Annotated in this window: 27 protein-coding genes; 8 read left to right on the forward strand and 19 right to left on the reverse strand. The window is 38.1% G+C overall.

Going from position 1 to position 21,755, the window contains the following annotated elements:
* Positions 1 to 43: 43 nt before the first annotated feature.
* Positions 44 to 538: a DUF4303 domain-containing protein gene (locus R6U77_RS01020; protein ID WP_319837078.1), complete on the forward strand. Its 495-nt coding sequence runs from the start codon at positions 44 to 46 to the stop codon at positions 536 to 538.
* 73 nt (positions 539 to 611) lie between these two features.
* On the opposite strand, the gene R6U77_RS01025 is transcribed toward R6U77_RS01020, so the two are convergent.
* Positions 612 to 2,081, reverse strand: coding sequence for a UDP-N-acetylmuramoyl-L-alanyl-D-glutamate--2,6-diaminopimelate ligase (locus R6U77_RS01025; RefSeq protein WP_319837079.1), 1,470 nt, complete (start codon positions 2,079 to 2,081; stop codon positions 612 to 614).
* 3 nt (positions 2,082 to 2,084) lie between these two features.
* The gene (locus tag R6U77_RS01030; RefSeq protein ID WP_319837080.1) at positions 2,085 to 3,146 is read right to left on the reverse strand and encodes a M42 family metallopeptidase; all 1,062 of its coding nucleotides are present in this window, start codon (positions 3,144 to 3,146) and stop codon (positions 2,085 to 2,087) included.
* 162 nt (positions 3,147 to 3,308) lie between these two features.
* Here R6U77_RS01030 and R6U77_RS01035 point away from each other — a divergent pair, with 162 nt between their 5' ends.
* Positions 3,309 to 4,889 (forward strand): PAS domain S-box protein, encoded by a 1,581-nt coding sequence (locus R6U77_RS01035; RefSeq protein WP_319837081.1) that lies wholly within the window; start codon positions 3,309 to 3,311, stop codon positions 4,887 to 4,889.
* Between the two features lie 21 nt (positions 4,890 to 4,910).
* On the opposite strand, the gene R6U77_RS01040 is transcribed toward R6U77_RS01035, so the two are convergent.
* On the reverse strand, positions 4,911 to 6,299 hold the full coding sequence (locus R6U77_RS01040) for an aldehyde dehydrogenase (RefSeq protein WP_319837082.1): 1,389 nt from the start codon (positions 6,297 to 6,299) through the stop codon (positions 4,911 to 4,913).
* A gap of 145 nt (positions 6,300 to 6,444) precedes the next feature.
* Here R6U77_RS01040 and R6U77_RS01045 point away from each other — a divergent pair, with 145 nt between their 5' ends.
* A complete protein-coding gene (locus R6U77_RS01045; protein WP_293929217.1) occupies positions 6,445 to 6,591 on the forward strand; it encodes a hypothetical protein in 147 nt (48 codons plus the stop codon).
* Positions 6,592 to 6,820: 229 nt separating this feature from the next.
* Positions 6,821 to 7,303 (forward strand): hypothetical protein, encoded by a 483-nt coding sequence (locus tag R6U77_RS01050; protein WP_319837083.1) that lies wholly within the window; start codon positions 6,821 to 6,823, stop codon positions 7,301 to 7,303.
* 62 nt (positions 7,304 to 7,365) lie between these two features.
* On the opposite strand, the gene R6U77_RS01055 is transcribed toward R6U77_RS01050, so the two are convergent.
* The 9 genes from R6U77_RS01055 to R6U77_RS01095 form a co-directional block, all read right to left on the reverse strand.
* A complete protein-coding gene (locus R6U77_RS01055; protein WP_319837084.1) occupies positions 7,366 to 7,890 on the reverse strand; it encodes a YceI family protein in 525 nt (174 codons plus the stop codon).
* 212 nt (positions 7,891 to 8,102) lie between these two features.
* Entirely contained in the window at positions 8,103 to 8,810 is a 708-nt protein-coding gene (srtB, locus tag R6U77_RS01060) for a class B sortase (RefSeq protein ID WP_319837085.1), read from the reverse strand.
* A 12-nt stretch (positions 8,811 to 8,822) separates the two neighbouring features.
* A complete protein-coding gene (locus R6U77_RS01065) occupies positions 8,823 to 9,593 on the reverse strand; it encodes an ABC transporter ATP-binding protein (RefSeq protein WP_319837086.1) in 771 nt (256 codons plus the stop codon).
* Between the two features lie 4 nt (positions 9,594 to 9,597).
* Positions 9,598 to 10,560 (reverse strand): FecCD family ABC transporter permease, encoded by a 963-nt coding sequence (locus R6U77_RS01070; RefSeq protein ID WP_319837087.1) that lies wholly within the window; start codon positions 10,558 to 10,560, stop codon positions 9,598 to 9,600.
* A 14-nt stretch (positions 10,561 to 10,574) separates the two neighbouring features.
* Positions 10,575 to 11,468 carry a heme ABC transporter substrate-binding protein IsdE gene (gene isdE, locus R6U77_RS01075; RefSeq protein WP_319837088.1) on the reverse strand — a complete coding sequence of 298 codons (894 nt, stop codon included), beginning with the start codon at positions 11,466 to 11,468 and terminating at the stop codon, positions 10,575 to 10,577.
* Between the two features lie 129 nt (positions 11,469 to 11,597).
* The gene (locus R6U77_RS01080; RefSeq protein ID WP_319837089.1) at positions 11,598 to 13,355 is read right to left on the reverse strand and encodes an NEAT domain-containing protein; all 1,758 of its coding nucleotides are present in this window, start codon (positions 13,353 to 13,355) and stop codon (positions 11,598 to 11,600) included.
* A 20-nt stretch (positions 13,356 to 13,375) separates the two neighbouring features.
* Complete coding sequence (isdC, locus tag R6U77_RS01085; protein ID WP_293929202.1) at positions 13,376 to 14,029, reverse strand: heme uptake protein IsdC; 654 nt, start codon at positions 14,027 to 14,029, stop codon at positions 13,376 to 13,378.
* A 187-nt stretch (positions 14,030 to 14,216) separates the two neighbouring features.
* On the reverse strand, positions 14,217 to 14,861 hold the full coding sequence (locus R6U77_RS01090) for a thermonuclease family protein (protein WP_319837090.1): 645 nt from the start codon (positions 14,859 to 14,861) through the stop codon (positions 14,217 to 14,219).
* A gap of 110 nt (positions 14,862 to 14,971) precedes the next feature.
* Positions 14,972 to 15,553, reverse strand: coding sequence for a phosphatidylglycerophosphatase A family protein (locus R6U77_RS01095; RefSeq protein WP_293929199.1), 582 nt, complete (start codon positions 15,551 to 15,553; stop codon positions 14,972 to 14,974).
* Positions 15,554 to 15,658: 105 nt separating this feature from the next.
* Here R6U77_RS01095 and R6U77_RS01100 point away from each other — a divergent pair, with 105 nt between their 5' ends.
* From R6U77_RS01100 to R6U77_RS01110, 3 genes are all read left to right on the forward strand, one after another.
* Positions 15,659 to 16,378: an alpha/beta hydrolase gene (locus R6U77_RS01100; RefSeq protein WP_319837091.1), complete on the forward strand. Its 720-nt coding sequence runs from the start codon at positions 15,659 to 15,661 to the stop codon at positions 16,376 to 16,378.
* Positions 16,379 to 16,464: 86 nt separating this feature from the next.
* Positions 16,465 to 16,977 (forward strand): 2'-5' RNA ligase family protein, encoded by a 513-nt coding sequence (locus R6U77_RS01105; RefSeq protein WP_293929195.1) that lies wholly within the window; start codon positions 16,465 to 16,467, stop codon positions 16,975 to 16,977.
* Positions 16,978 to 16,979: 2 nt separating this feature from the next.
* A complete protein-coding gene (locus R6U77_RS01110; protein WP_319837092.1) occupies positions 16,980 to 17,408 on the forward strand; it encodes a GNAT family N-acetyltransferase in 429 nt (142 codons plus the stop codon).
* A 145-nt stretch (positions 17,409 to 17,553) separates the two neighbouring features.
* Here R6U77_RS01110 and R6U77_RS01115 read toward each other — a convergent pair whose 3' ends face one another.
* The 6 genes from R6U77_RS01115 to R6U77_RS01140 form a co-directional block, all read right to left on the reverse strand.
* Positions 17,554 to 17,802, reverse strand: coding sequence for a stage VI sporulation protein F (locus R6U77_RS01115; protein ID WP_293929191.1), 249 nt, complete (start codon positions 17,800 to 17,802; stop codon positions 17,554 to 17,556).
* Positions 17,803 to 17,814: 12 nt separating this feature from the next.
* Positions 17,815 to 17,943 (reverse strand): YjcZ family sporulation protein, encoded by a 129-nt coding sequence (locus R6U77_RS01120; RefSeq protein WP_293929189.1) that lies wholly within the window; start codon positions 17,941 to 17,943, stop codon positions 17,815 to 17,817.
* Between the two features lie 64 nt (positions 17,944 to 18,007).
* Positions 18,008 to 18,370 (reverse strand): stage V sporulation protein AE, encoded by a 363-nt coding sequence (gene spoVAE, locus R6U77_RS01125; protein WP_319837093.1) that lies wholly within the window; start codon positions 18,368 to 18,370, stop codon positions 18,008 to 18,010.
* Between the two features lie 9 nt (positions 18,371 to 18,379).
* Complete coding sequence (locus R6U77_RS01130; protein ID WP_319837094.1) at positions 18,380 to 19,375, reverse strand: stage V sporulation protein AD; 996 nt, start codon at positions 19,373 to 19,375, stop codon at positions 18,380 to 18,382.
* Entirely contained in the window at positions 19,369 to 19,824 is a 456-nt protein-coding gene (gene spoVAC, locus R6U77_RS01135) for a stage V sporulation protein AC (RefSeq protein WP_293929183.1), read from the reverse strand. The genes R6U77_RS01130 and spoVAC overlap by 7 nt, the downstream gene beginning before the upstream one ends.
* Positions 19,824 to 20,222, reverse strand: coding sequence for a YhcN/YlaJ family sporulation lipoprotein (locus R6U77_RS01140; protein WP_319837095.1), 399 nt, complete (start codon positions 20,220 to 20,222; stop codon positions 19,824 to 19,826). Before R6U77_RS01140 ends, spoVAC begins: the two co-directional genes overlap by 1 nt.
* A 165-nt stretch (positions 20,223 to 20,387) precedes the next feature.
* On the opposite strand from R6U77_RS01140, the gene R6U77_RS01145 reads away from it, so the two are divergent.
* On the forward strand, positions 20,388 to 20,888 hold the full coding sequence (locus R6U77_RS01145; RefSeq protein WP_293929179.1) for a CotY/CotZ family spore coat protein: 501 nt from the start codon (positions 20,388 to 20,390) through the stop codon (positions 20,886 to 20,888).
* A 527-nt stretch (positions 20,889 to 21,415) separates the two neighbouring features.
* Here R6U77_RS01145 and R6U77_RS01150 read toward each other — a convergent pair.
* The gene (locus R6U77_RS01150) at positions 21,416 to 21,742 is read right to left on the reverse strand and encodes a 4-diphosphocytidyl-2C-methyl-D-erythritol kinase (protein WP_293929177.1); all 327 of its coding nucleotides are present in this window, start codon (positions 21,740 to 21,742) and stop codon (positions 21,416 to 21,418) included.
* Positions 21,743 to 21,755 lie beyond the last annotated feature (13 nt).

The following is a 21,755-nucleotide window of genomic DNA, read 5'->3' on the forward strand; positions in this document are numbered from 1 at the left end:
TGCTATAGTTTCAATTATAAAACGGATAAGGGTAGGTGTATAGATGAGGCAGCAGATTAAATTGGCCGTACGTGAAGCCTATACAACGATGTATGAAGCACTAAAGAACGAACAAATATATGCAGTCGTGTTAGTAACAGACGGTGATTGTGGCAGCCTTTATTTAACGCTAGGCACAGAAAAATCACTTCTTCAAATTGGTGAAAATTATGGAGACAATCCAGAAGATTATCGCTTTTTAAAAGACGAATTTTTGCATGAGGATGATACGGAATTATTACAAAAATTAAGTCTTGAGCTTTTAAATAGAGCATTAAATGCGGGTGAACAATTTGCCTCGCATAAAGCAGAAATCCATACAATGATGAGCGATACGCTATATGAATTAAAGCAAGAGGGCATTATTGACAAAAATATTTTTGCATTTATTTCTGCAACAGACGATACTGACGATGAAGGGTTAGAAATATCATCAGCCAAACGCTGTAATCCAAATCATCCATTACTCCCCGTTTTTTTACACAATTGGCAACAATAATCGAAAAGAGTATATAGAAATAAATTTCCATATACTCTTTAAATTGTGTGTAAATTGTGTGTGTGCCTGGCACCTAAACAAACTTCACTTTTCCCTCTGCAATTGCAATGTCTGCGTCGCTATGTGGATATTTTGTATTCTCGATAATTTGGTAATCCTCATGCCCTTTACCCGCAAAAATGATAATATCCCCTGCTTCTGCAATTTTGATAGCATGGCGTACTGCCTCTGCGCGGTCACCAATACATGCATATTGCTCATGCAACATACCTTTTGCTAAATCGCTTGTGATGCTCTCATATTCCTCATAGCGTGGGTCATCTGTCGTTAAAATGACATAATCCGCAACAGAAGCTTTTTCTGCCATCGCAGGGCGCTTCGATTTGTCGCGGTTGCCGCCCGTGCCGATAAGAAAAATTAATTTGCTCGTTTCACCTTTATACGGCAGTGCTGCATTAATCGCTTTTTCAATTGCATCTGGTGTATGTGCGTAATCAATAAAAATTTGGATAGGCAAATCAGTTTGTACTTTTTCCATGCGCCCTTTTACCGGTGGGAGCTGCTCAATTTGCTCAATAATTTCATGCAATGAAAACTGGCGTGCATACAAGGCTGCAGTCGCTGCCAATACATTGTAGACATTGAACTCTCCAAGTAAATGCATCGCCACATCGTAGGTACCTTCAGGTGTTTGCATCGTAAAATACGTCATGCCATCCTCATAACGGCAATTGGAAGCATAGAAGTCAGCAGCGCTATGTAGCCCATATGTCCACACTGGAAATGGTGTTAACGTTTGATAATGTGCTGACCATTGATCATCTGCGTTTAACACAACATGCTTATCTTTACGCAAATCTTGACCTAACTGTGAAAACAGCAGCCCCTTTGTATTGCCATATGCCTCCATCGTGCCATGAAAATCTAAATGATCATGTGTTAAATTCGTAAAAATCGCTACATCATAATCAACGCCTGCTAAACGACCTAAAGCTAAGCCATGTGATGACACTTCCATTACCATTGCATCACAGCCCTCTTCTTTGGCACGATAAATCATTTGCTGGGTACTCAAGGCATCGCTTGTCGTATTTGCTGATTCATACAGCGTACCATTCAAATTAAAGCCGATGGTTCCTGCCAGTGCTGATTTTTTGCCTAAGCCCATTAAAATATTATGGATAATGCCTGTAACGCTCGTTTTGCCATTCGTTCCCGTTACCCCAATCATCATTAATCCTTCAGATGGATAACCGAAAAATCGTGCAGATAATAAGCCAAGCGCTCGCTCTGAACTTGGAACGATGAGCTGTGCAACATTGCCTGTTAGGGTCAATTCTTTCTCCGCTACAATCAAAGTCGCACCTGCATCAACTGCCCTTTGCGCATAATCGTGCCCATCCACCGTGTAGCCTTTGATACAAATAAATGCACTTTGCGGCTGTACACTTCTTGAATCAACTGCAATGTCCCCAATATAGCTAGGCAATACGCCGAGTATCTTCTTTTGTGGAATGGCACTTATTAATTCCTCTACGCGCATTCACTATTCCCCCATTTCAACCATTGGCGATGTTACATATGCATATAATAATTCAGCTGTCGCCTGTAATGAATCAACATGTGTGCGCTCATAGGCATGCGATGCTTCGATGCCTGGTCCGAACAAAGCATGACGAATATCAAAGCCTGCTCGAATTGCTGCTGAGGCATCTGAGCCGTAATATGGATAAATATCGAGCTTATAAGGAATATTACCTTTCTTCGCCAGCTGTACTAGATGCTGTGTTAACTCATAATGATATGGCCCTGTTGCATCCTTTGCACAAATTGACACTGTATATTCATCAGATGTTTGACCATCGCCAATTGCCCCCATATCTACTGCAATATATTCAACTACCTGTGCTGGAATATTGGAATTACCGCCATAGCCGATTTCTTCATTGTTAGAAATATAAAAATGTGTCGTATATGGTAGCTTCACATCGTTTGCTTTTACATATTTCATTAATTGTAACAGCAATGTTGTACTTGCTTTATCATCCAAATGACGCGATTTCACAAAGCCCGATGCTGTTTCCTCATAACGCACATCAAATGACACAAAATCACCTACTTCAATACCTAGAGCACGCGTATCATCTGCATTTAATACCTTTTCATCAATGCGTACTTCAATATGGTTTTCATCACGCTTTAAGCTATCTGCTCCACGGTACACGTGCACCGTCGTTTCATGCATTAAAATCGTACCACGTACCGTCTTACCATCTGCTGTATGAATCGTACAGTATTCGCCCTCTACTGCATTCCAATTAAAGCCACCGATCATTGCTAGCTTTAAACGACCGCTTGACTTCACTTCCTTCACCATCGCACCCAGCGTATCGGTATGTGCTGTTAATAAACGGTGCTGTTCATTATTTTCCCCTTCAAATGTAACGATAATTGCTCCTTTATTCGTTTTTGTATAAGAAATATTATGCTCCTTCAAAAACTCTCCCATAAAGCGCATAATATTTGTCGTATAACCAGATGGGCTTGCAATTTTTACTAATTTCTCTAATAATGATAATGTTTCTTGTTGATTAAATAGACTCGTCATAAAAACCCTCCTAATATCTTTTATCGCACATTTCCAAAATGCGCGATACAATCAGCTGAGGAATACTCCCTCAGATACAAAGCTTCACTTTATCATATCAAAATTTTACGTCTATCAACAATGAGGAGAAACAAATTTTAGGCAATTTGCTAGGAGAACACGATGCGACCACTGACAATCATACATAAACGCAATTTATTCATTTATTATTCACTTTTCATTTGTTCTATATTTTTTATTTTGCTCAATTTATTTGATATTGTGCACTATTCCCATAGTTATACACTATTTATCATTATGACAATAACAGCTATTGGTCTGTTACTTTATAAAAAAGTGCATGCGCGATTAATTCAAGCTCTATTAATTGTAGCTTGGAATACAGTACTCATCCTTTTAACAATTGATAGCGGACAACTATTATTTTTGCTTGGCTTTTTATATTTGCTACTTATCGTCAACGCTTATCAGTCATATATGTTAAATACGATTTTAGCTATTATATTTGTGCTAGAAATTGCTTGGATAGTTGTTTTCAAGCATCCCAATATTCAGCTTCATCATTCTGTACAAATCTTTATTTTTTTCACATTATTTTTATGTATTGTCGGTCTATTGCAAACGTTATATGTCAAAAGGCTTTGGCTTTATGAGGAAAAAAGAAATATGGATAAGCAGCTAGAGCTTTCTTCAACTGAAGCTTATTTAAAGCTATTTTTTAACTACGCTGAAGATGCCATGGCCGTATTCGATTTAAATAATAAAATTATTGAAGTCAATGCTGCATTTGAAAAAATGTACGGCTGGACGAGAGAGGAATGCATCGGCAAGTCTATTCAGCTTGTGGCACCTGAAAATATTGAAGCTGCTAATGAACGATTTTCGAAGCTGCTACAGGGCGAACGCTACCGTTTGCTTGAAACAAAGGATATGCGCAAAGATGGGACTGTTTTCGATGCGCAAATTTCGCTAGCACCTATTTATAATTCCTATGGAGATATGCTAGCTGTTTCAGTTATTTCAAGGGATATTTCCTATTTGAAGGAAAATGAAAGGCTCACTTTGCAATCAGAAAAATTAAAATTAGCTGGAGAAATCGCTGCAGGTGTAGCACATGAAATTCGCAATCCGATGACGGTAATCTCTGGTTTTATTCAAATGATGAATGAAGACCTACAATCGCCATATAGAGCATACACTGGTCTTATTCAATCCGAAATTGAGCGCATTGATTTAATTATCTCTGAATTTTTAGTGCTCTCCAAACCATTAGCTGAACAAAAGAACAGATTGAATTTATCAGAAATTATAGAGGATGTTTTTCACTTTTTTGAATTTCAACTGGAGCAGCGCCAAATTCAATTAATTCAGCAGCTTAGCAAAGAAGCACTCTTTGTCTATGGCAACGCCAATCAAATTAAGCAAGTGTTTATTAATATCGTTAAAAATGCGATTGAAGCCATTGATAACGATGGCACTGTTACATTAATTAGCTGTCATGATGAAGGCTTTGCTTTTATTGAAATTGCTGATACTGGTGAAGGTATTCCACAGCATTTACTCGACTATGTTTTCGAGCCATTTTATACAACAAAGGCTACTGGCACAGGGTTGGGTATGATGATTTCCAATAAAATTATTCGTGAGCATGGTGGCATCATTCATATTCACAGTGAGGAGAAAGTCGGCACAAAAATTACGCTGAAAATCCCGCTACATCAACAAATAAAAGAAGGGGCTTAAATACTGCCCCTTCTACATAAATTACTTCATCACTCTACGAATCAGCTTCACCTTTTGCTTATAAGGTGGGAACAGTAAGTTTGTTGCAAGCTTTGTTGAACGCTGTAAAATCGATTTCGGATGCGTGAAGCATTCAAAGCTTGCTTCCCCATGATAAGCACCCATTCCAGATGGTCCCACACCCCCAAATGGTAAATGTGTATTGCCTACATGTGCCATAATATCATTGATACAGCCTCCTCCAAATGGTAGCTCTTGAAGGAAATATTCACGTGCATTATCGTTTTCTGTAAATAAATAAGCTGCTAAAGGTTTTGGCAAGCGGCGAATCGCATGAATCGCATTCGCTAAATCGTTATATGCCATAATCGGTAAAATTGGTCCGAAAATTTCATCCTCCATTACCTTGCTATCCCAGCCAGCACCTTCGACAATTGTTGGTGCAATATATAAATCTTCACGATCCGCCGTGCCACCAAACGTAATACGTTCAGCCTCCGCCTCCAATATCGTATTAAGCTTATCGAAATGACGTACATGAACAATACGACCATAATCATCGCTTTGCTGCGGATTTTCTCCATAAAATGCAGTAATCGTTTGCTTTAAAATTTTCATAAATTTTTTATACACTGAGCTATGCACTAAAACATAGTCAGGTGCTACACATGTTTGCCCGTTATTTGTGAATTTACCCCATACAATGCGTTTTGCTGCAACTTGTAAATTGGCTGTTTGATCGACAATTGCAGGGCTTTTTCCACCTAGCTCTAAGACGATAGGCGTCAACCTATCAGCAGCAGCACGCATAATTACTTTGCCCGTTGCCACACTACCTGTAAAGAAAATAAAGTCAAAGGATGCATGAATTAATGCTTCCACTTCGTCCTTTTCGCCTTCTACAACATGTATATAATTCTCTTCAAAAGTTTCAGCAATAATTTGCTTAATTATTTTTGTCGTATGCACAGTCGCTTCAGATGGCTTAATAATTGCCGTATTCCCACCGATAATTGCACCAAGCAATGGCTCCATCACAAGCTGGAATGGATAATTAAACGGCCCAATAATTAACACGGTACCGTATGGATCACGTACAATATAGCTTTTGCCTGGCTGAAAGTGAACAGGTGTTTTTACAGCAATAGGCATCGCCCATTCATCAATATTTTTCACCATATGTGTAATGCTATCTAGAACAATGCCAATTTCTGTTGCGTACGCTTCAAATTCGCTTTTATTTAAATCAAGCTTCAATGCGGCAGTAATATCTTTTTCATATTTTTGAATCGTTGCTTTTAATTTAAGCAATTGTGCTTTGCGAAATTCTATATTTTTTGTAGCACCTGAAAAATAGAAGCTACGTTGCGCCGCTATCATATTTTCTACATCTTGAGCCGTAAAATTCATAAAAATCTTCCTCTCCATTTTTAATTTTTATGCATAATTTCATCATTCCCACACATATTAACTACTATAACGATTGCTCAATATCCTTTCAAATGAGGATAAGCTTTCTCTTATTTATTTTTACATCGACAAGGAGGCAATTTCAATGATTATGACTGAAACATGGTGGGAAACAATTTTTTCGGGACCTTTATCAATCGGTATTAATGAACAAAAGCTGCTAGAACTTGAAGATGAATCATTTTTATATTTCACTATGCCCCCTTTACAAGAAGACCTTCAAACATTATAAAATTTCCCCTCAACATACGAAGGGCTGTTTATTTTTTGGACAGCCCTCACTTCATTTTTAAGGCAGTTTCTTTCATTGATTTTTTCTACAAAATCCCTTATAATTTGTCATTAGGTGCCAAACCTAATGTATTAGTCGGAACAACTAATACATACAAAAGACCCTTTAAACGGCACGGATTGCTGCGGGGTCTTTTTTCATATTGCTTTTGAATTAAAGGATGATGACAATGAAAAAATTCGTTAACTTTTACTTACTATTATTAGTAGTATTTATTATAGTCGGTATTTCAGGATTTTCTTTCTCAAAAAATGAAAACCCTGAGCAAGCCGTTGAAGAGCTCGCCTTAGAAAATACCCCAGGCTACGCAACGATGCGTACGATTGAAGAAATGACAAAAGAACAGCAGCTTGAAGATGCTATTCTTGATATTCAAGTAACGCCCAAATTAGACGCTGAAACGGTTGTAATGGAAATGCAAAGCTCTGAGTTTATGTCACAGGACACATTGCTAAAGGACAGCTATAATATGCTCGTCAAAATAGCAGATGAACCACAGATTACAGAATTCACTTTTATTTGGCATCAGCCTGTAAAAAATAAAAATCAAGTTGTGCTATCAATGTCATTTGACCGTGCTGCACTGAATCAATTGCCAACAATCACGTACAGCGACTTAGCTTCAATTGCCAAAACGTTTGAACAATATTAAAAAAAGCAAGGAATCGCCTGTTGGATTCCTTGCTTTTCTATATTTAATGAACGAATCATTAATTACGCTGGGTTTACTTCTAACTCAACTGAAATTTTAATATCTTTCCCTACAAGTACACCACCTGTTTCAAGTGCTGCGTTCCATGTTAGACCAAATTCTTCACGATTAATTTTTGCTTCTGCTTCAAAGCCGTATACTTCTTGACCCCATGGGTTTGTGCCTTTACCGTTAAATTCTACATCAAATGTAATAGGCTTTGTTACATCTTTAATCGTTAAATCGCCTGTTAATTTATAATCATCGCCTGATTTTTCGATTGCAGTTGATTTGAATGTAATTGTTGGGAATTGCTCTGCATCAAAGAAATCTGCTGATTTTAAATGGTTATCGCGATCTTCATTACGTGTATTGATGCTTGCTGTATCAATAGTAAATGAAATATTAGCAGTTGATAAATCTGCTAAATCAGTTGCTTCAATTTGCGCTGAATAAGCTTCAAAAGCCCCTTTTACCTTTGATACCATCATGTGTTTTACGCTAAATCCAATGCTTGAGTGTGATTGATCTACTGTCCAGTTTGCCATAAATAAAACCCTCCTGTTTTTTATCTCGAATTCAAGATATGTTGTCAAAATAAAGCAGCCTACAACTTGCATATTCCCATATCGTTGCAATGTTAAACATCGCACAATAAGTTATATATGTAAAATGGCTGAACTTTATGACTTCCTTATTTATAAATTTAGTATAGTAGATAATTTTCTTTGCGTCAACAAAAATATTTCGAATTCGAGATTTATTTTTCTACTGTTATTTTGGCATGTACAACAAAGCGCTCATCATCATTTGGAGATGTCGTACATGTAGACAATGTAATAATGCTGTCATTTGCTGTCACAGTAACAGGCATCATAATTTGCGATTTTTGTTGAATCGTCTGTAAAAATTCCGCATAGGATGTATCGGTAAATTCTGTTTCAATATAATAAAAATCAGTCGTTGTTTCATAGGCAGCAAATACTTCAAGGCGATAGCGCTCACTTGGTGTTTCGTAAATAAAATATGGATGTGCCTCCACATAATTTTGTTCTGCAAATTTCGCGAGCTCTCCAAACATCGTGCCATTGCGCATCACATGTCCATATAAAATTGTATGGCGTGCATTTATCTCATTGCGGTAATCCATAAAAATACTACCTGCACGACTTTTTTCACCTGCATAATTATGATGCAAATAAAAATCATTATTATTTGTTTGTAGTACAGGATTATCGAGCTGTGTGCATTCTAAACGAAGCCACCCAACAATCTCTTGGTTAATTTTTTGCAGCTCAATAAACTTCATGTCAACCCCAGTTTTCTCAATAGAAGCCTCCTCATACACTTCCTGTACTTGCTCTAGCTCCTGCTCAATTTGCTTATAGCTATAAAAATACCGCACAATGCCTGCAGCTGAAATGAAAAAGACAATTATACAAATGGCTTGAATTAGTTTCACCTTCATATAATCGCCTCCTTAAATACCGATTGGTACCATATACAAGCCAAGCACTACATCTTCATGAAAAATCGCTTCAACTCCGTATACGTCTTTCACCGTTTCTTTTGTAATAACATCGCGAGGTGCTCCTTCTGCAACGATACGCCCTGCACTCATTAAAATAATATGATCGCTATAGCGGATCGCTTGGTTAATATCGTGCAGCACCATGACAATCGTTAAGCCGTGCTTTTCATTCAGTTCCTTCACTAGCTCCAGTAGCTCTAGCTGATAATAAATATCTAAATAGGTTGTCGGCTCATCTAAACATAGTAGCTCGCTTTGCTGGGCTAATGCCATCGCAATCCATACGCGCTGCCTTTCCCCTCCAGACAATGCTGATAAATCATAATGGCGCTTTTCACTTAAACTTGTACATGCTAACGCCCAATCAACTGCTTGCTGGTCCTTTACCTCATTTTTTTTCAATAAAGAATGATATGGCATACGGCCATATCCGACGAGCCTTTCTACTGATAAATCTTGTGGAATATCATTTTGCTGATACACAATCGCAAATTTTTGTGCAAATTCCTTTGGCTTATAGTCCACTAAATCTTTATTGTCTAGCGTTGCTTTACCTTGTACCGGAGAATTGTTGCGTGCCATTACATTCAATAATGTCGATTTACCACAGCCATTTGGTCCAATAATTGTTGTAATTTTGCCGTGCTGAATGGCTGTCGATATATTTTGTAAATGCTGCTTTTTACCGTCATGTGAGACAATAATTTTTTGTAATTCCACAACATCACCCTCTTCTCAATAAAAATATTAAAAATGGTCCGCCGATAATTGCCATAATGGTCGAGGCAGGTATTTCTAACGGCGCGATTAGCGTACGACCAATCGTATCTGCTAATAGAATAATAAACGCACCTAACAGCGCTGTAAAAGGTAATAGCACTTTATGGTCATGCCCGACAATGCGGCGTGCAATATGTGGGACAAGCAAACCGACAAAGGCTATAACACCGGCGACAACGACTGAAATCGCTGATAATAATACAGCTACTGCTGCAATGGCTAAACGCGCAACCGTCACATTAAAGCCGATACTTTGTGCCGTTTTGTCAGATAGTGCAAGCACATTGCACCATGAATAGGTGATGAAGGCAAGCACTAAACCAACCGAGCCGTAAATCGCCATCATTGTGACATCATCCCATGTTTTAAATGCAAGGCTTGAGCCAAGTACACTGCTCGCAGAAGCGTTCAAAGAGCCACCAAAGCTAATAAATGCTTCCGTTAGCCCTGTAAACATCGCATTGATCGCAATGCCGACTAAAATTAAACGCAATGGATTTAAACCTGATTTCCAAGCTAACGTAAATACTAAAAAGCACGCAAAAGCCCCACCAATAAATGCAAAAATCGGTGTCATGAAAAACAAAGTAGGCACAATTGACACGATAAATAGCTTTGTAAATGCCGCACCTGATGAAATACCAATCACACCTGCATCAGCAAGTGGGTTGCGCATAATTGCCTGTAGCAGAACACCTGCCACAGATAGTGCAGCTCCCGCAAAAATCGCGATAATAATACGTGGGAAACGCAAATCACGAATCGCTGCCATTGTTTCGTTGTTTGCATCAAACAATGCACCTATAAATTCCAAAAACCCCATTTGAATACTGCCTGTTGTCGCAGCAAAAATTGCTGTCACTACTAACAATAGCGCAATGACAACAGTGCTTATTAGTTTTTTCATCCCTTCACAACACCCTACTGTTCATAGAAAATTTCAATTAAATGTTGCAATGCCTCTGACACATTTAACGCGGCTGTTGTGCCAAATAGCTCTTCCTGTAAATCATAGACATGTCCATTTTTCACCGCATTAAAATGCTTCCATACATCATTTGTTTTAAATTCCTCGTCAAACATTTTGATAACCTCATCTGGCATGCCATGTGCCATACGTAAAATAATATCAGGATTGCTATTGTATAAATGCTCTGTATTCGATGCTAAATATTCCGCTTCTTGACCAGCCATTACATTAATGCCGCCAGCCCTTTTTACTAAATCCCCCGCATAAGAGTGCTCCGTTGCAACTAAATAGCTGCCTGGTACGCCTAATAATATCAAGACGCTCGGCTGTTCATGCTCACTTGCCACATTTTCCACTTGTGCAATATCATTTTTTAGCTTGTCCATCAACGCATTCGCTTGCTCTACACGATTATAACGCTTGCCTAGCTCCTCAATTTCTGCAAGCATCGTGTCGATACTTGTTAAATCAACAAAATCAACAGGTACTTTCAATTGCTCAAATGTTGGTGCTAAATCGTATTCCAATGTCGAAACAGATAATACTTCCGTTGGGTTTAATGATTTAATAATTTCCATATCTGGCTGCATCGCATTGCCGATAGACGGTAAACCGTTGAAGCGTTCAGGTAATTGCTTCACCGTATCAGGTACAGCAATTGCGTCAAGCTCTAGCTGGTCCATAATATCAGCTACAACAACTGTTCCAGCTACAATGCGATAATCCTCCTGCGGCTTTTCCTCCGCAACGGTATCTTTTGGTTGCTCTGGTGCTGCTGTGTTACTTCCACAGGCTGCAAGTAACAAAACTGACGCAAGCACTAAAAATTGCATATATTTTTTCATGTTTGGCTTCCTTTCCTTTGTTTTACTTTGAGTCAATGGGCAGATTTTGACATACACCCGCTGAATCAAAATAACAACAGCGGCTCCCCCTCATAAATTGAGAGGAAGCCAGCTCTTTACAGGATTCTCTTAAGATTCTAACACATAAAGTGTATTTAAAATAACTTTTGCCATTTGGCTGCGTGTTAAAGTATTTGTTGGGTTGAATTTACCTTCATTACCAGTCATAATGCCTAATGCATTTAACTCAGCGATTGCTGTTGCCACTTCTTTATTTGATGTTTTCACATCGCTAAATGGTACTTTTGCGCCAGTTGCTTTATAGCCTGCGCCCTCTAATACACGGTAAATAATAACCGCTGCTTGTTGACGTGTAATTTCTTGTGTTGGTGCAAATGTTGTAGCAGATGTGCCGTTCATAATGCCAGAAGCGCTTAGTGCAGTTACTGCTTTTTGTGTTTCTGCATCAAAGCTTGTTACATCTTTAAATGGATTTTTCGCTGTTGTGTCTAGCCCTAAATAACGGTTTAGCATTAAAGCAAATTGAGAACGTTTTACTTTGCCGTTTGGATTAAATTTATCTGCTTCTTTGAAAAGTCCAATAGAGTACAATGTTACGATATTACCATAGTCGCCTAATTTTGTAATATCTTTGAATGGATTCTGTTTACCGCCAAATTGCAATTGCACAGGGTAAGTAGAATCATATTTTACAGGACCAGCATCTACTGATACATCAACTGTTGCTGTGTAAACCGCATCTAAGTTTGTTGTTTCAATTGTGTAGATTTTTGTTGTGTTTTCGCCTGCTTCCACTGTTTTTTCATTGGCGATTGTTGCACCTTTAATATCAAATTTGTTTAAGTATTGACCTTGTACAAATGTTAAATCAACAAGGAAGCTTTCTTCTGTTTCCGTTACAGTAACAGTCGGTTTTACGTAAGTTGCCATAACAGAAATTTCATTTGTTTTATCTTTGTAAATGTATAATGGGTACTCTTCTGCCGCTGGCTGTTCAACCTCTGTTACTTCTGGCAAAGTAAGGTCTGCTGTATTGATAGCAAAGCCAAATGGATACCATTTATCCATATTCGCTGTTGGTACAACAACATGAATTTCTGCTGCTGCTAAATCGCTAATTGAGTTGATTGAGAAATTGTAAACCTTTTTACCTTCTGCAGATACTAATGTCGCCTCTGCACCTGCTACTTTTAAGCCCGCAATCATTGGTGCACTTTTTTCAGTGATTGTTAATTGTACTGAATACTTACCATCTTTAACAATCAACTTTGCATCTTTTTCAAGATGGCTTGAAATGGATGTATAGCCACCTTTATTTGTTTTTGGATCATATGCATCAAATGTAATTGCATATTCGCCATCTTTTACTTGCTTAAATGTTTTACCTGGTACAAATTCTACTTTTTCTTCTGGTGCTGCTTCAGGTGATTTAATTGTTGTTGGGTCTAATGTGATTTCAAATGATGTTGGAATCTCTTTATCTCCAACTTTCACTGCGCCTTCACCTTTGACAGTGCCACCTGGACGTTCTACAGGAATGTAGATTACCTTTTGTCCATTTACTTCTTGAATAACGCTCACGCCATTCACTTCTACTTTTGTTAGCATATTCATAACAGTAGGCTCAGCTGATAATTGAATCGCATATTTACCGCCTTCAATAATTAATGTAGCTGGTCCTTTTACGTATTTCGCCAATTGCTGTGTCGTATCTGTAATTGTAAAATCAATTGTGTATTTACCATCTGGCATAGAGCGTGATGGAGTTGTTTCAGCTGCTGAAGCTGCTACTGCTGGTACGATAGCAGATGTTGCTAATACTGAAGCTAAAGCGATTTTTGACGTACGAGATTGAAATTTTGACATGTCATATTTCCCCCAATAGATTAGTTTGTTGGTCTTACTTTATAAAATACAAGCACTGAAGCAATAAGCATAAAGATGAAAACGTATGGTAGTGAATCACTTGTTTGTGGGTTCTCTACTTGTTCATTCGCACCTACCACTTCATCAGCCTTATTTCCGCTAACAACAGCATTTGAAGAATTTGGCGTCTTACTCACATTGTTATTTGATGAGTTGGCATTCGTTTGTGTATTTTTTTCTGTTGTTGCTTGTGGAATGCTAGATGCATCAAATATAAAATCAACACTATAACTATGATGATAATTAATATCATCAATATCGATTTTCATTGCTACTGTTACAGGTTTTGATAAATCTGCTATAGAAAATTGCACAACACGCGTATCAGCACCTGCATTTTGATTAATAACAGATGCCCCACCTGGCGGGTTAAACTCCGTTACCCATGCACTATTTTTAATTGTTAACTGCACAGTTGCTTTGCCATTTTTCATCGTTACTTTGGCAGGCTTTAAAAAATAGTCATTCGCCATAGAAGCTGAAATACTACTTGGCTTATTTACCTGATATGGAATATTGTAAGTTCCATCAGCTAATTGTGCATGAGAATAGTTAGGTGTAACGATAAATACTCCTAATATAAGCACAAAAAGACTTAGAAAAAGCTTTTTCACAGCTCTAGTCCTCCTATAGATAATTATTTCCTCCACAATTATGACACAAATGAGGATTATTCTCAATTAGATTTTACAATGTCAACGAATTGTCATAATATATTTTACCTTAATTGTAGCTTTTTAAGACATAAATAGATAAAAAGACTATTTAGAAATGACCTGTGTCACCTCTAAATAGCCTTTACTACTTTACTGCATCCTCATGAAATTGCTTGCCGTCAAAATAGCCTTCATATGCCCAAATATTCAGCTTTTCTTCTTTTGCCGCTGCTTCAATTTCTTTCAATTCTGCTTCTAGCGTGTTATTTGGCTTATTTATATAACGCATTACTGCAAGTCCATTTTTCAATAAAGATTCTTGCAGTAAAACATCGTCTACATAAATGTATGCAAGAAGTCGATCATACTTATCAGTTTCTGGTCCAACATCAAATAGAAGCTCAATTTTTGCAGCATTTTTCAATAAATTTTCGGTGAATGCTTTTGCATCTTCTGCATAAGGCATTGGCTGTCCTTTATCATAGTTCATTTCAGGTGTATCCACCATTAATAAGCGAACTTTATGCTTTTCGCCATCCATTTCTATGCTAAATGTATCGCCATCGTTAATCGATAAAAATTTTACTTGCTGTAGCTCATTTTCTGTCACTTCCTGCGCATATTGTGCGGAAATAACAGTAGATTGTAAAGAATTTTCCTCTTGCTGTGTTTGTGGCGTATTGCTGTCTTCTACTTTTTCTTTAGGGTCTGGACTAAAAATTAAATATAGCACAACCGCTATAATAATTGTTCCACTTGTAATAAGGGTTTTAATATCTGATGGTTTCATGATAGTATCCTCTCTTTAATAAGCATTGCTACTATTTTATCAAAATTTCAATACAATAAAAATAGAGACTCCTATTTGGCTTTTAGGAGTCTCTGTTTAAAATTAATCAATTAAATTTCCGTCTTATCTTTCTGTTGTGGACCTAATACTTTTGGAGGGATCGCTGCAAATGTTTCTCCCTCTTCCTCTAAGTCGCGCATGCGATGTGCAATGCGGGATGCCGCACTTGCTGCAACGCTCGCCACTAAATCATCTAAAAACGTATTGACTGTTTTTCCTGCCTTTGTATCAAGCTTATTAATTATGCCGATTTTCTTTTTATCTAAGTGACCGAATGTTGTCACAGCGATACTTCCATAAGTAAACACTGAGCCAAGCGCGATTGTTTCATCAACGCCAAATAAGCCTTCATCTGAATCAACAATTGATTGTAGTGGCTCTGATAGCATTTTCTTTTCTGCTAATTCATCTAGTTCCACGCCGACTAGTATTGCATGCTGTACTTCACGTTTATGTAGCACTCGCTCAACAGATTTCACGCAATGCTCCATTAATAAGCCTTCATTATAAGGGTTTTGCATTTCATAAACGATTTCCGCAATATCCTCCACCGTTACCCCTCTACGTTCTAAAGCAGCGAGAGTGGCTGCTGTTACTTGATCAGAATGAACACGAACTGCTCGATTATGCATAATTTACACCTCTATTAATGTTTTTTTCTTCCTACATCATATTACACCTTTCGAAACGATTATGATACAATTTCGTTACATCTAACTTGAGAAGGAATGAGTGTTTTGGATAAAGGAACTGTAAATGATTTGAAATTTTATAGCGAAGCACTGCAAGAGGAGCTTCAGCTACTTGTTTATATTCCAGCAAATTATTCACCTCTTTATAAATATAATTTGCTGATTGCAACAGATGGTAAGGACTATTTCCAACTAGGCGGTATTACACGTCTTGCTGATGAATTAATCGACAACTATGAAATGGAAAATACAATTATTGTAGGTGTGCCATACAAAAATGTGGAAGATCGTCGAAAAAAGTATATCCCTTCTGGTGCACAACATGAAGCCTTTTTGCGCTTTTTAGCACATGAGCTTGTACCTTATTTGGACGAAAATTATGCAACATTTCAGCTTGGTCAAACACGTGGCATGATTGGTGATTCAATGGCTGCAACTGCCGCTTTAATGGCTGCTTTAAAATACCCAAATGTTTTTGGCAAAGCTATTTTACAGTCACCTTATGTGGATGAGCTCGTACTTGAAGCTGTCGCAAATGCTGCAAATAATAGTACTATATCTATTTACCATATTATTGGTAGAGAAGAGACAGAAGTCGTTACAACAAATAAAGAAATAAAAGATTTCCTTACACCGAACCGGGCGCTTCATCAATTATTCATTGAAAAAAGCTTCAATACGTTTTACGAGGAATTTGATGGTAACCATACTTGGAAGTATTGGAAACCTGATTTAAGACGAGCACTTATAGAAAATTTCGGATAAAAACGGCGTAATAAATGTAGTAAGGCATGAAATTCTGTTATACTTATATGGATAATAAAATTTAATTGTTTCGGGAGGTTTTGAACTTGAAGTATGGTATTGTTGCTTTTCCTTCTAAAAATTTACAAGATTTAGCGAATAACTATCGTAAACGTTATGACCCACATTATGCACAAATCGCACCACATATTACATTAAAGGATGCGTTTGAAGCAGATGAAAGTGCGGTACAAAACATCATTGCACAATTAACAGAAACAGCTGCTAATTTTGCACCGCTAAATATTCATGCATCACGTATTAGCTCGTTTTACCCTACGACGAATGCAATTTATTTCCGCATTGAGCCTACGGAGCAACTTGCTAATATTCAAAAAGCGATTCAAGACAGCATTGCTTTTGGTGAGCAAAAACACGTATTTGTACCACATATTACAATTGCGCAAAAGCTAACAGCTTCTGAGCATGACGATATTTTAGGTCAATTGCGTATGGAAGGCATTGATGTGCAGGAAGAAATTCAGCAAATCCATTTAGTCAAAGAACAAGACGGAAAATGGGAAGTTGTCGAATCATTTAGACTTAATGGAGCTGAATAAAAATGTTTCAAGTACACTCTGCTTTAACAAAAGAACAATTACAGCGTGCGTTTGATATCCGCACAAAAGTATTTGTAGAAGAACAAGGCGTGCCAGTCCATCTTGAACTAGACGAATTCGATCAAACAGCAGATCATTTTATCGTGATGGATGGTGAACAAACAATCGCTGCTGCACGTTTAAGAGAATATGAACCACTCGTTGGTAAAGTTGAACGCGTTTGCGTATTAAATGAATACCGCGGACAACGACTCGGTTTTTTACTAATGGAGCATATTGAACAGGTAGCTAAAGAAAAGAGCTGGAAAAAACTAAAGCTCAACGCGCAAAGCTATGCAGTTCCATTTTATGAAAAACTACACTATACAGTAACATCTCCAGAGTTTTTAGATGCAGGTATCCCACATCGTGCAATGGAGAAATCAATCTAAAATCAAAAGCGGCTTGGAAATTCCAAGCCGCTTTTGTGCGTTTATTCTACGTTTTTTGGGATTTATTCTACGTTTTTTCAAGTTTATTCTACGTTCCTACTAATTTAAAGAGCTATCTGAAAAATTGCAGATAGCTCTTTGCTGATTAACGCATCATTCGTTCAATTTTGCTTAAATCAAGTGACTTGCCATCTTTTAAAATTGATTGTACAATTTGTTCTTCTAACTGTGGAGAGACTTTACGTTTTGCTACTTTACTCACCTTTTGCACAATTTTTCGTACTTGTTTTTCATTGGAGAAATCTGCATATTGTATAGCGCGAGCTAGTGCGAATACTTCATCCATTTCCACACCGGTTTTCCGTTCAAACTGTTTAAAAAAACCTTTATCCATTGCTCGCCCTCCTTAGCAGAATGCCGTACCAACAATAATTAGTAAAATGAATAGTACAACGATTAATACAAATGTTGAGCCGTAGCCACTACCCCCACCACCACAGTAATCTGGTTGTACATTACCGCATTGATTCCACATGAGTACCCCTCCTTTCTACAGTGTAGTTTATGCTAAGCCAACTGTCATAGGAGGGGTAAATGCCCTAATTCATTTTTCCTTTTGAATGAAAAATCAATGCTGCGATAAAGCCGAAAATAATGGCGGCGCTAATACCCGAACTTGTTACCTCAAACATCCCTGTCACGACTCCAACTAAGCCATGTTTTTCAGCCTCTGCTAACGCACCATGTGTTAACGAATTCCCGAATGAAGTAATGGGAATCGTTGCACCTGCACCTGCAAAATCAATCAACGGCTCGTATAAGCCGAAGCCATCTAAAATTGCGCCTGCTACGACTAATATTGATAGTGTATGCGCTGGTGTCAGCTTAGCAACATCCATTAGCAGCTGACCAATTGCACAAATAATACCTCCAACTACAAAAGCTAAAATAAAAGTATACATCGCTCTCCCTCAGTTCATCGCAATTTCAATCGCATGGGCGGTACATGGAATCGTATCTCCTTGCTGGTAAGACAATGGAGATAATAACGCACCTGTTGCGACAAGCAAAACACGTTTAAAGCGTCCTGTCATGAATTGACTTAACACATAGCTATAATAAACCGTTGCGGAACAGCCTGCTCCACTCGCTCCAGCCTGAAACGACTCATCTTCCCCATAAAACTCAGCACCAGCATCCCGAATTAACTGAAGTTCATCATTTTTAATACCATCTTCAGCCAACATCGCCTTTACAAGTTTCAACCCTATTTTCCCTAAATCACCTGTCATCACCATATCGTAATCGCTTAATTTTTGATGTCGTTGCTGCAAATGCTTTTTAATCGTATCGTATGCAGCAGGAGCCATTGCCCCACCCATATGAAAGGGATCTGTCTCTTGATAATCTGTTACTTTACCAACGGTCGCTGCGACTAAGTACGGATACTCTGGCTGATGTGGACCAACTAAAGTATAGCCAGCTCCTGTTACTGTCCACTGTGCGGTGGCAGGCTTCTGTGCGCCATAATCGACCGGATAACGAAATTGACGTTCCGTCGCATTATGCTGGCTCGAAGCACCTGCAATTGCTAGCTTTGACGCACCTAGTTCCGTTAATAAACCTGCAATAATGACCGATGAAACAGATGTTGCACATGCTGAAAACATACCGATAAAGGAAACGGCTAACTCCCGTGCCGCAAAATTTGTTGGGGTCATTTGGTTAATTAAATCACCGCTTAAAAAATAATCGATATCCAAATTTTTTATTCTAGCCTTGTCCATCACAAACTGACAAGTATTTGTGATAAGGCGCTTTTGTCCTTGCTCATTTGTTTTTTCTTGAAAACGTTCATCATCTGCTACTAAATCAAAATAAGAGCGGAAAACACTGCGAGCTTCTAATGGACCGACAACCGCAGCACCAGCTAACAGCGCTGGCTTCGTTTGGAACAAAATTACCATGTAACAACCCCCAGCATAACAAGCACTGTTTTCACTAACGCAACAACGAAGGCAGATACTGTGCCGAAAACAATTACCGAACCAGCTAACTTAAACATATTGCTACCTACACCGAGCACATAGCCCTCTGTACGATGCTCAATCGCAGCAGAAACGACTGCATTGCCAAAGCCGGTCACTGGAACTGCGCTACCAGCACCTGCAAATTGCCCAAGCTTGCGATATAGCCCTAAGCCTGTCAAAAGCATCGAAATAAAAATCATCGTTGCAACAGTTGGATTGCCAACTGTTTTTTCAGTAAAGTCGAAAAAAATCATATAAAAGAAGGAAATCGCCTGTCCAATAACACAAATGAACCCCCCAATTAAAAATGCCTTTAATACATTCATCGCATAAGGTGGCGTTGGTGTCATTTGCTCTTCAATCGTTTTATATTGAGATTCCTTCATTATGTTTCCTCCTTCGCTAGCTTTTTTAAGTGCTCTATTTTTTCCGTCACCTTCTGCTCACTTTGCTCCGTCATCAATTTATCCGCTTCCCAAAGCAGCTTGAAATCTGAAGAAACGAGGATATCATAATGCTCCCACTTCTTCTCCAATTCCTTTTGTAAATTTTGCGCAATTTTTTGCTCTTTAAATGATTGCAATGGCTTTACTTCAATTGCCACAATAATGTCGCTATCAGCAACAATTATTTTCGCCTTACGAATCGACGTCATTTTCTCAATTTCTTGCTTAATCTCTATCGTTTTTGCATCTTGCTCATCATATGCGACAATCCGTTCTTTTTCGCCACAGGCAGATAGTAAGAGCACACATATTGCTACAACTAAAAAACGCCCTACCATTTCATGCCTCCCTCTTTTATTTTCTATATATCCATCATTTCAACTAGTATGAGCATTTTTTTTTGCTTTATTCAAAAAGTAGATGCTTATTTCTATGCGAACGCCCTGTTCATTTTTAAAATGGCTCATATTGTAGAGAGAACTTATATTAGGAGGTGAAAGAGTATGGGTTGTGGTAAACCAGTTAGCCCAAGCTCGAGTAAAGGTTGCGTTTGTGAAGTAGTTCGTGCAATTTTAGACATTCAAAATCAGTCTGTACGTGATGAATGTTCTCGCTGTACAACAAATTGCTTTTTAGAGCCTTTAGGTGGCATCGTTAGCCCTGGTAGATCAAATGTAGATACACGTGTATTTATGCTGTTAACAAAAAACGGCACACCATTCGTTGCTACATTTAGCGCAGAAGATTCTATGGATTGTGCATCTGTCTTTTTCCGTGTAGAGGATGTATTCGATGATTGCTGTGCAACATTACGTGTATTATTACCGTTAGACCGTGGCGGTGATACAGTTGATTTATTAAATAGCGATGGTACTGCTGTGTCATTGCGCGCGATTTGTGATGTATCAAACTTCGCCGTAACAGACAGTTGTATTACAGTTGACTTAAACTGCTTCTGTGCTGTACAGTGTGTTGCTGATGTGAACTTAGGAATTTGTAACTAATCCCCGCATAATTTCACAAAAATGGCGCGCAAACTCTATAGTATTTAGGGTTTGCGCATATCTTTTATAATGCTGCTCTCCTTCTTGAAGGAATTTTTCTGTTTGTACTTTGTTACCTTGACACATATAGAGAATTGCTTGTCTGAGCTAGAACGACACAGGCTCTATTTTTTCAAATATTGTTGTAAAGCGTCGATTTTTTGTAAATCACCATTTTGCTTAAAAAATTGGTCAAGCTGTTTACAGTGTATGTTGTACAGAAGCAAGCTGTGCTTTAGCTATTTACACATAACGTCGGTTCCATGCAAGTGGGGATTTTTTGCTTAAACGTTCATTGTTCAATACAATCCTTCAGGTTGTTGTCCACTTCGTAGCATTTGTAAAACAGCTCATCTAGCCATTGCTAGGGGAAATACAACCAAAAGTCATTCCTTGCTAAAACATTCACCATCAAGGAAAACAACGCTAAGCTAAAGAAAAAACGCATGAAATCAAATTAAAAAATTCGATTCCATACGTTTTCTCCCTTATTTAGATGCATGAATTGTTGCAATATCGTTCACAGGAATAATTGTTTTTTGCTCAAATATCTTCATTATAACATCTGTCCCATTCAAATGTTCAATTGTGCCAACAAGCCGCTCTCCATTTTTCAACACAACAAGCAATATGCGATTTTTTGTCACAGGACGTGTAAAATAGCGCAATTGATGTGCAATTAATGAATTTGTTATTTGTTGCGTTTGTGGCATCTCATAAATTGAGGTACTCTCATCTAGCTCCTGCTGCTCTATCTCCGTCAATTCAACTGCATAAGACGGCGTTCTAATGAAAAGCAGTGGTTGATATTTCATCGACAATCGCCCA

It is taken from the genome of Lysinibacillus louembei, from assembly GCF_033880585.1.
Taxonomy (GTDB): domain Bacteria; phylum Bacillota; class Bacilli; order Bacillales_A; family Planococcaceae; genus Metasolibacillus; species Metasolibacillus louembei.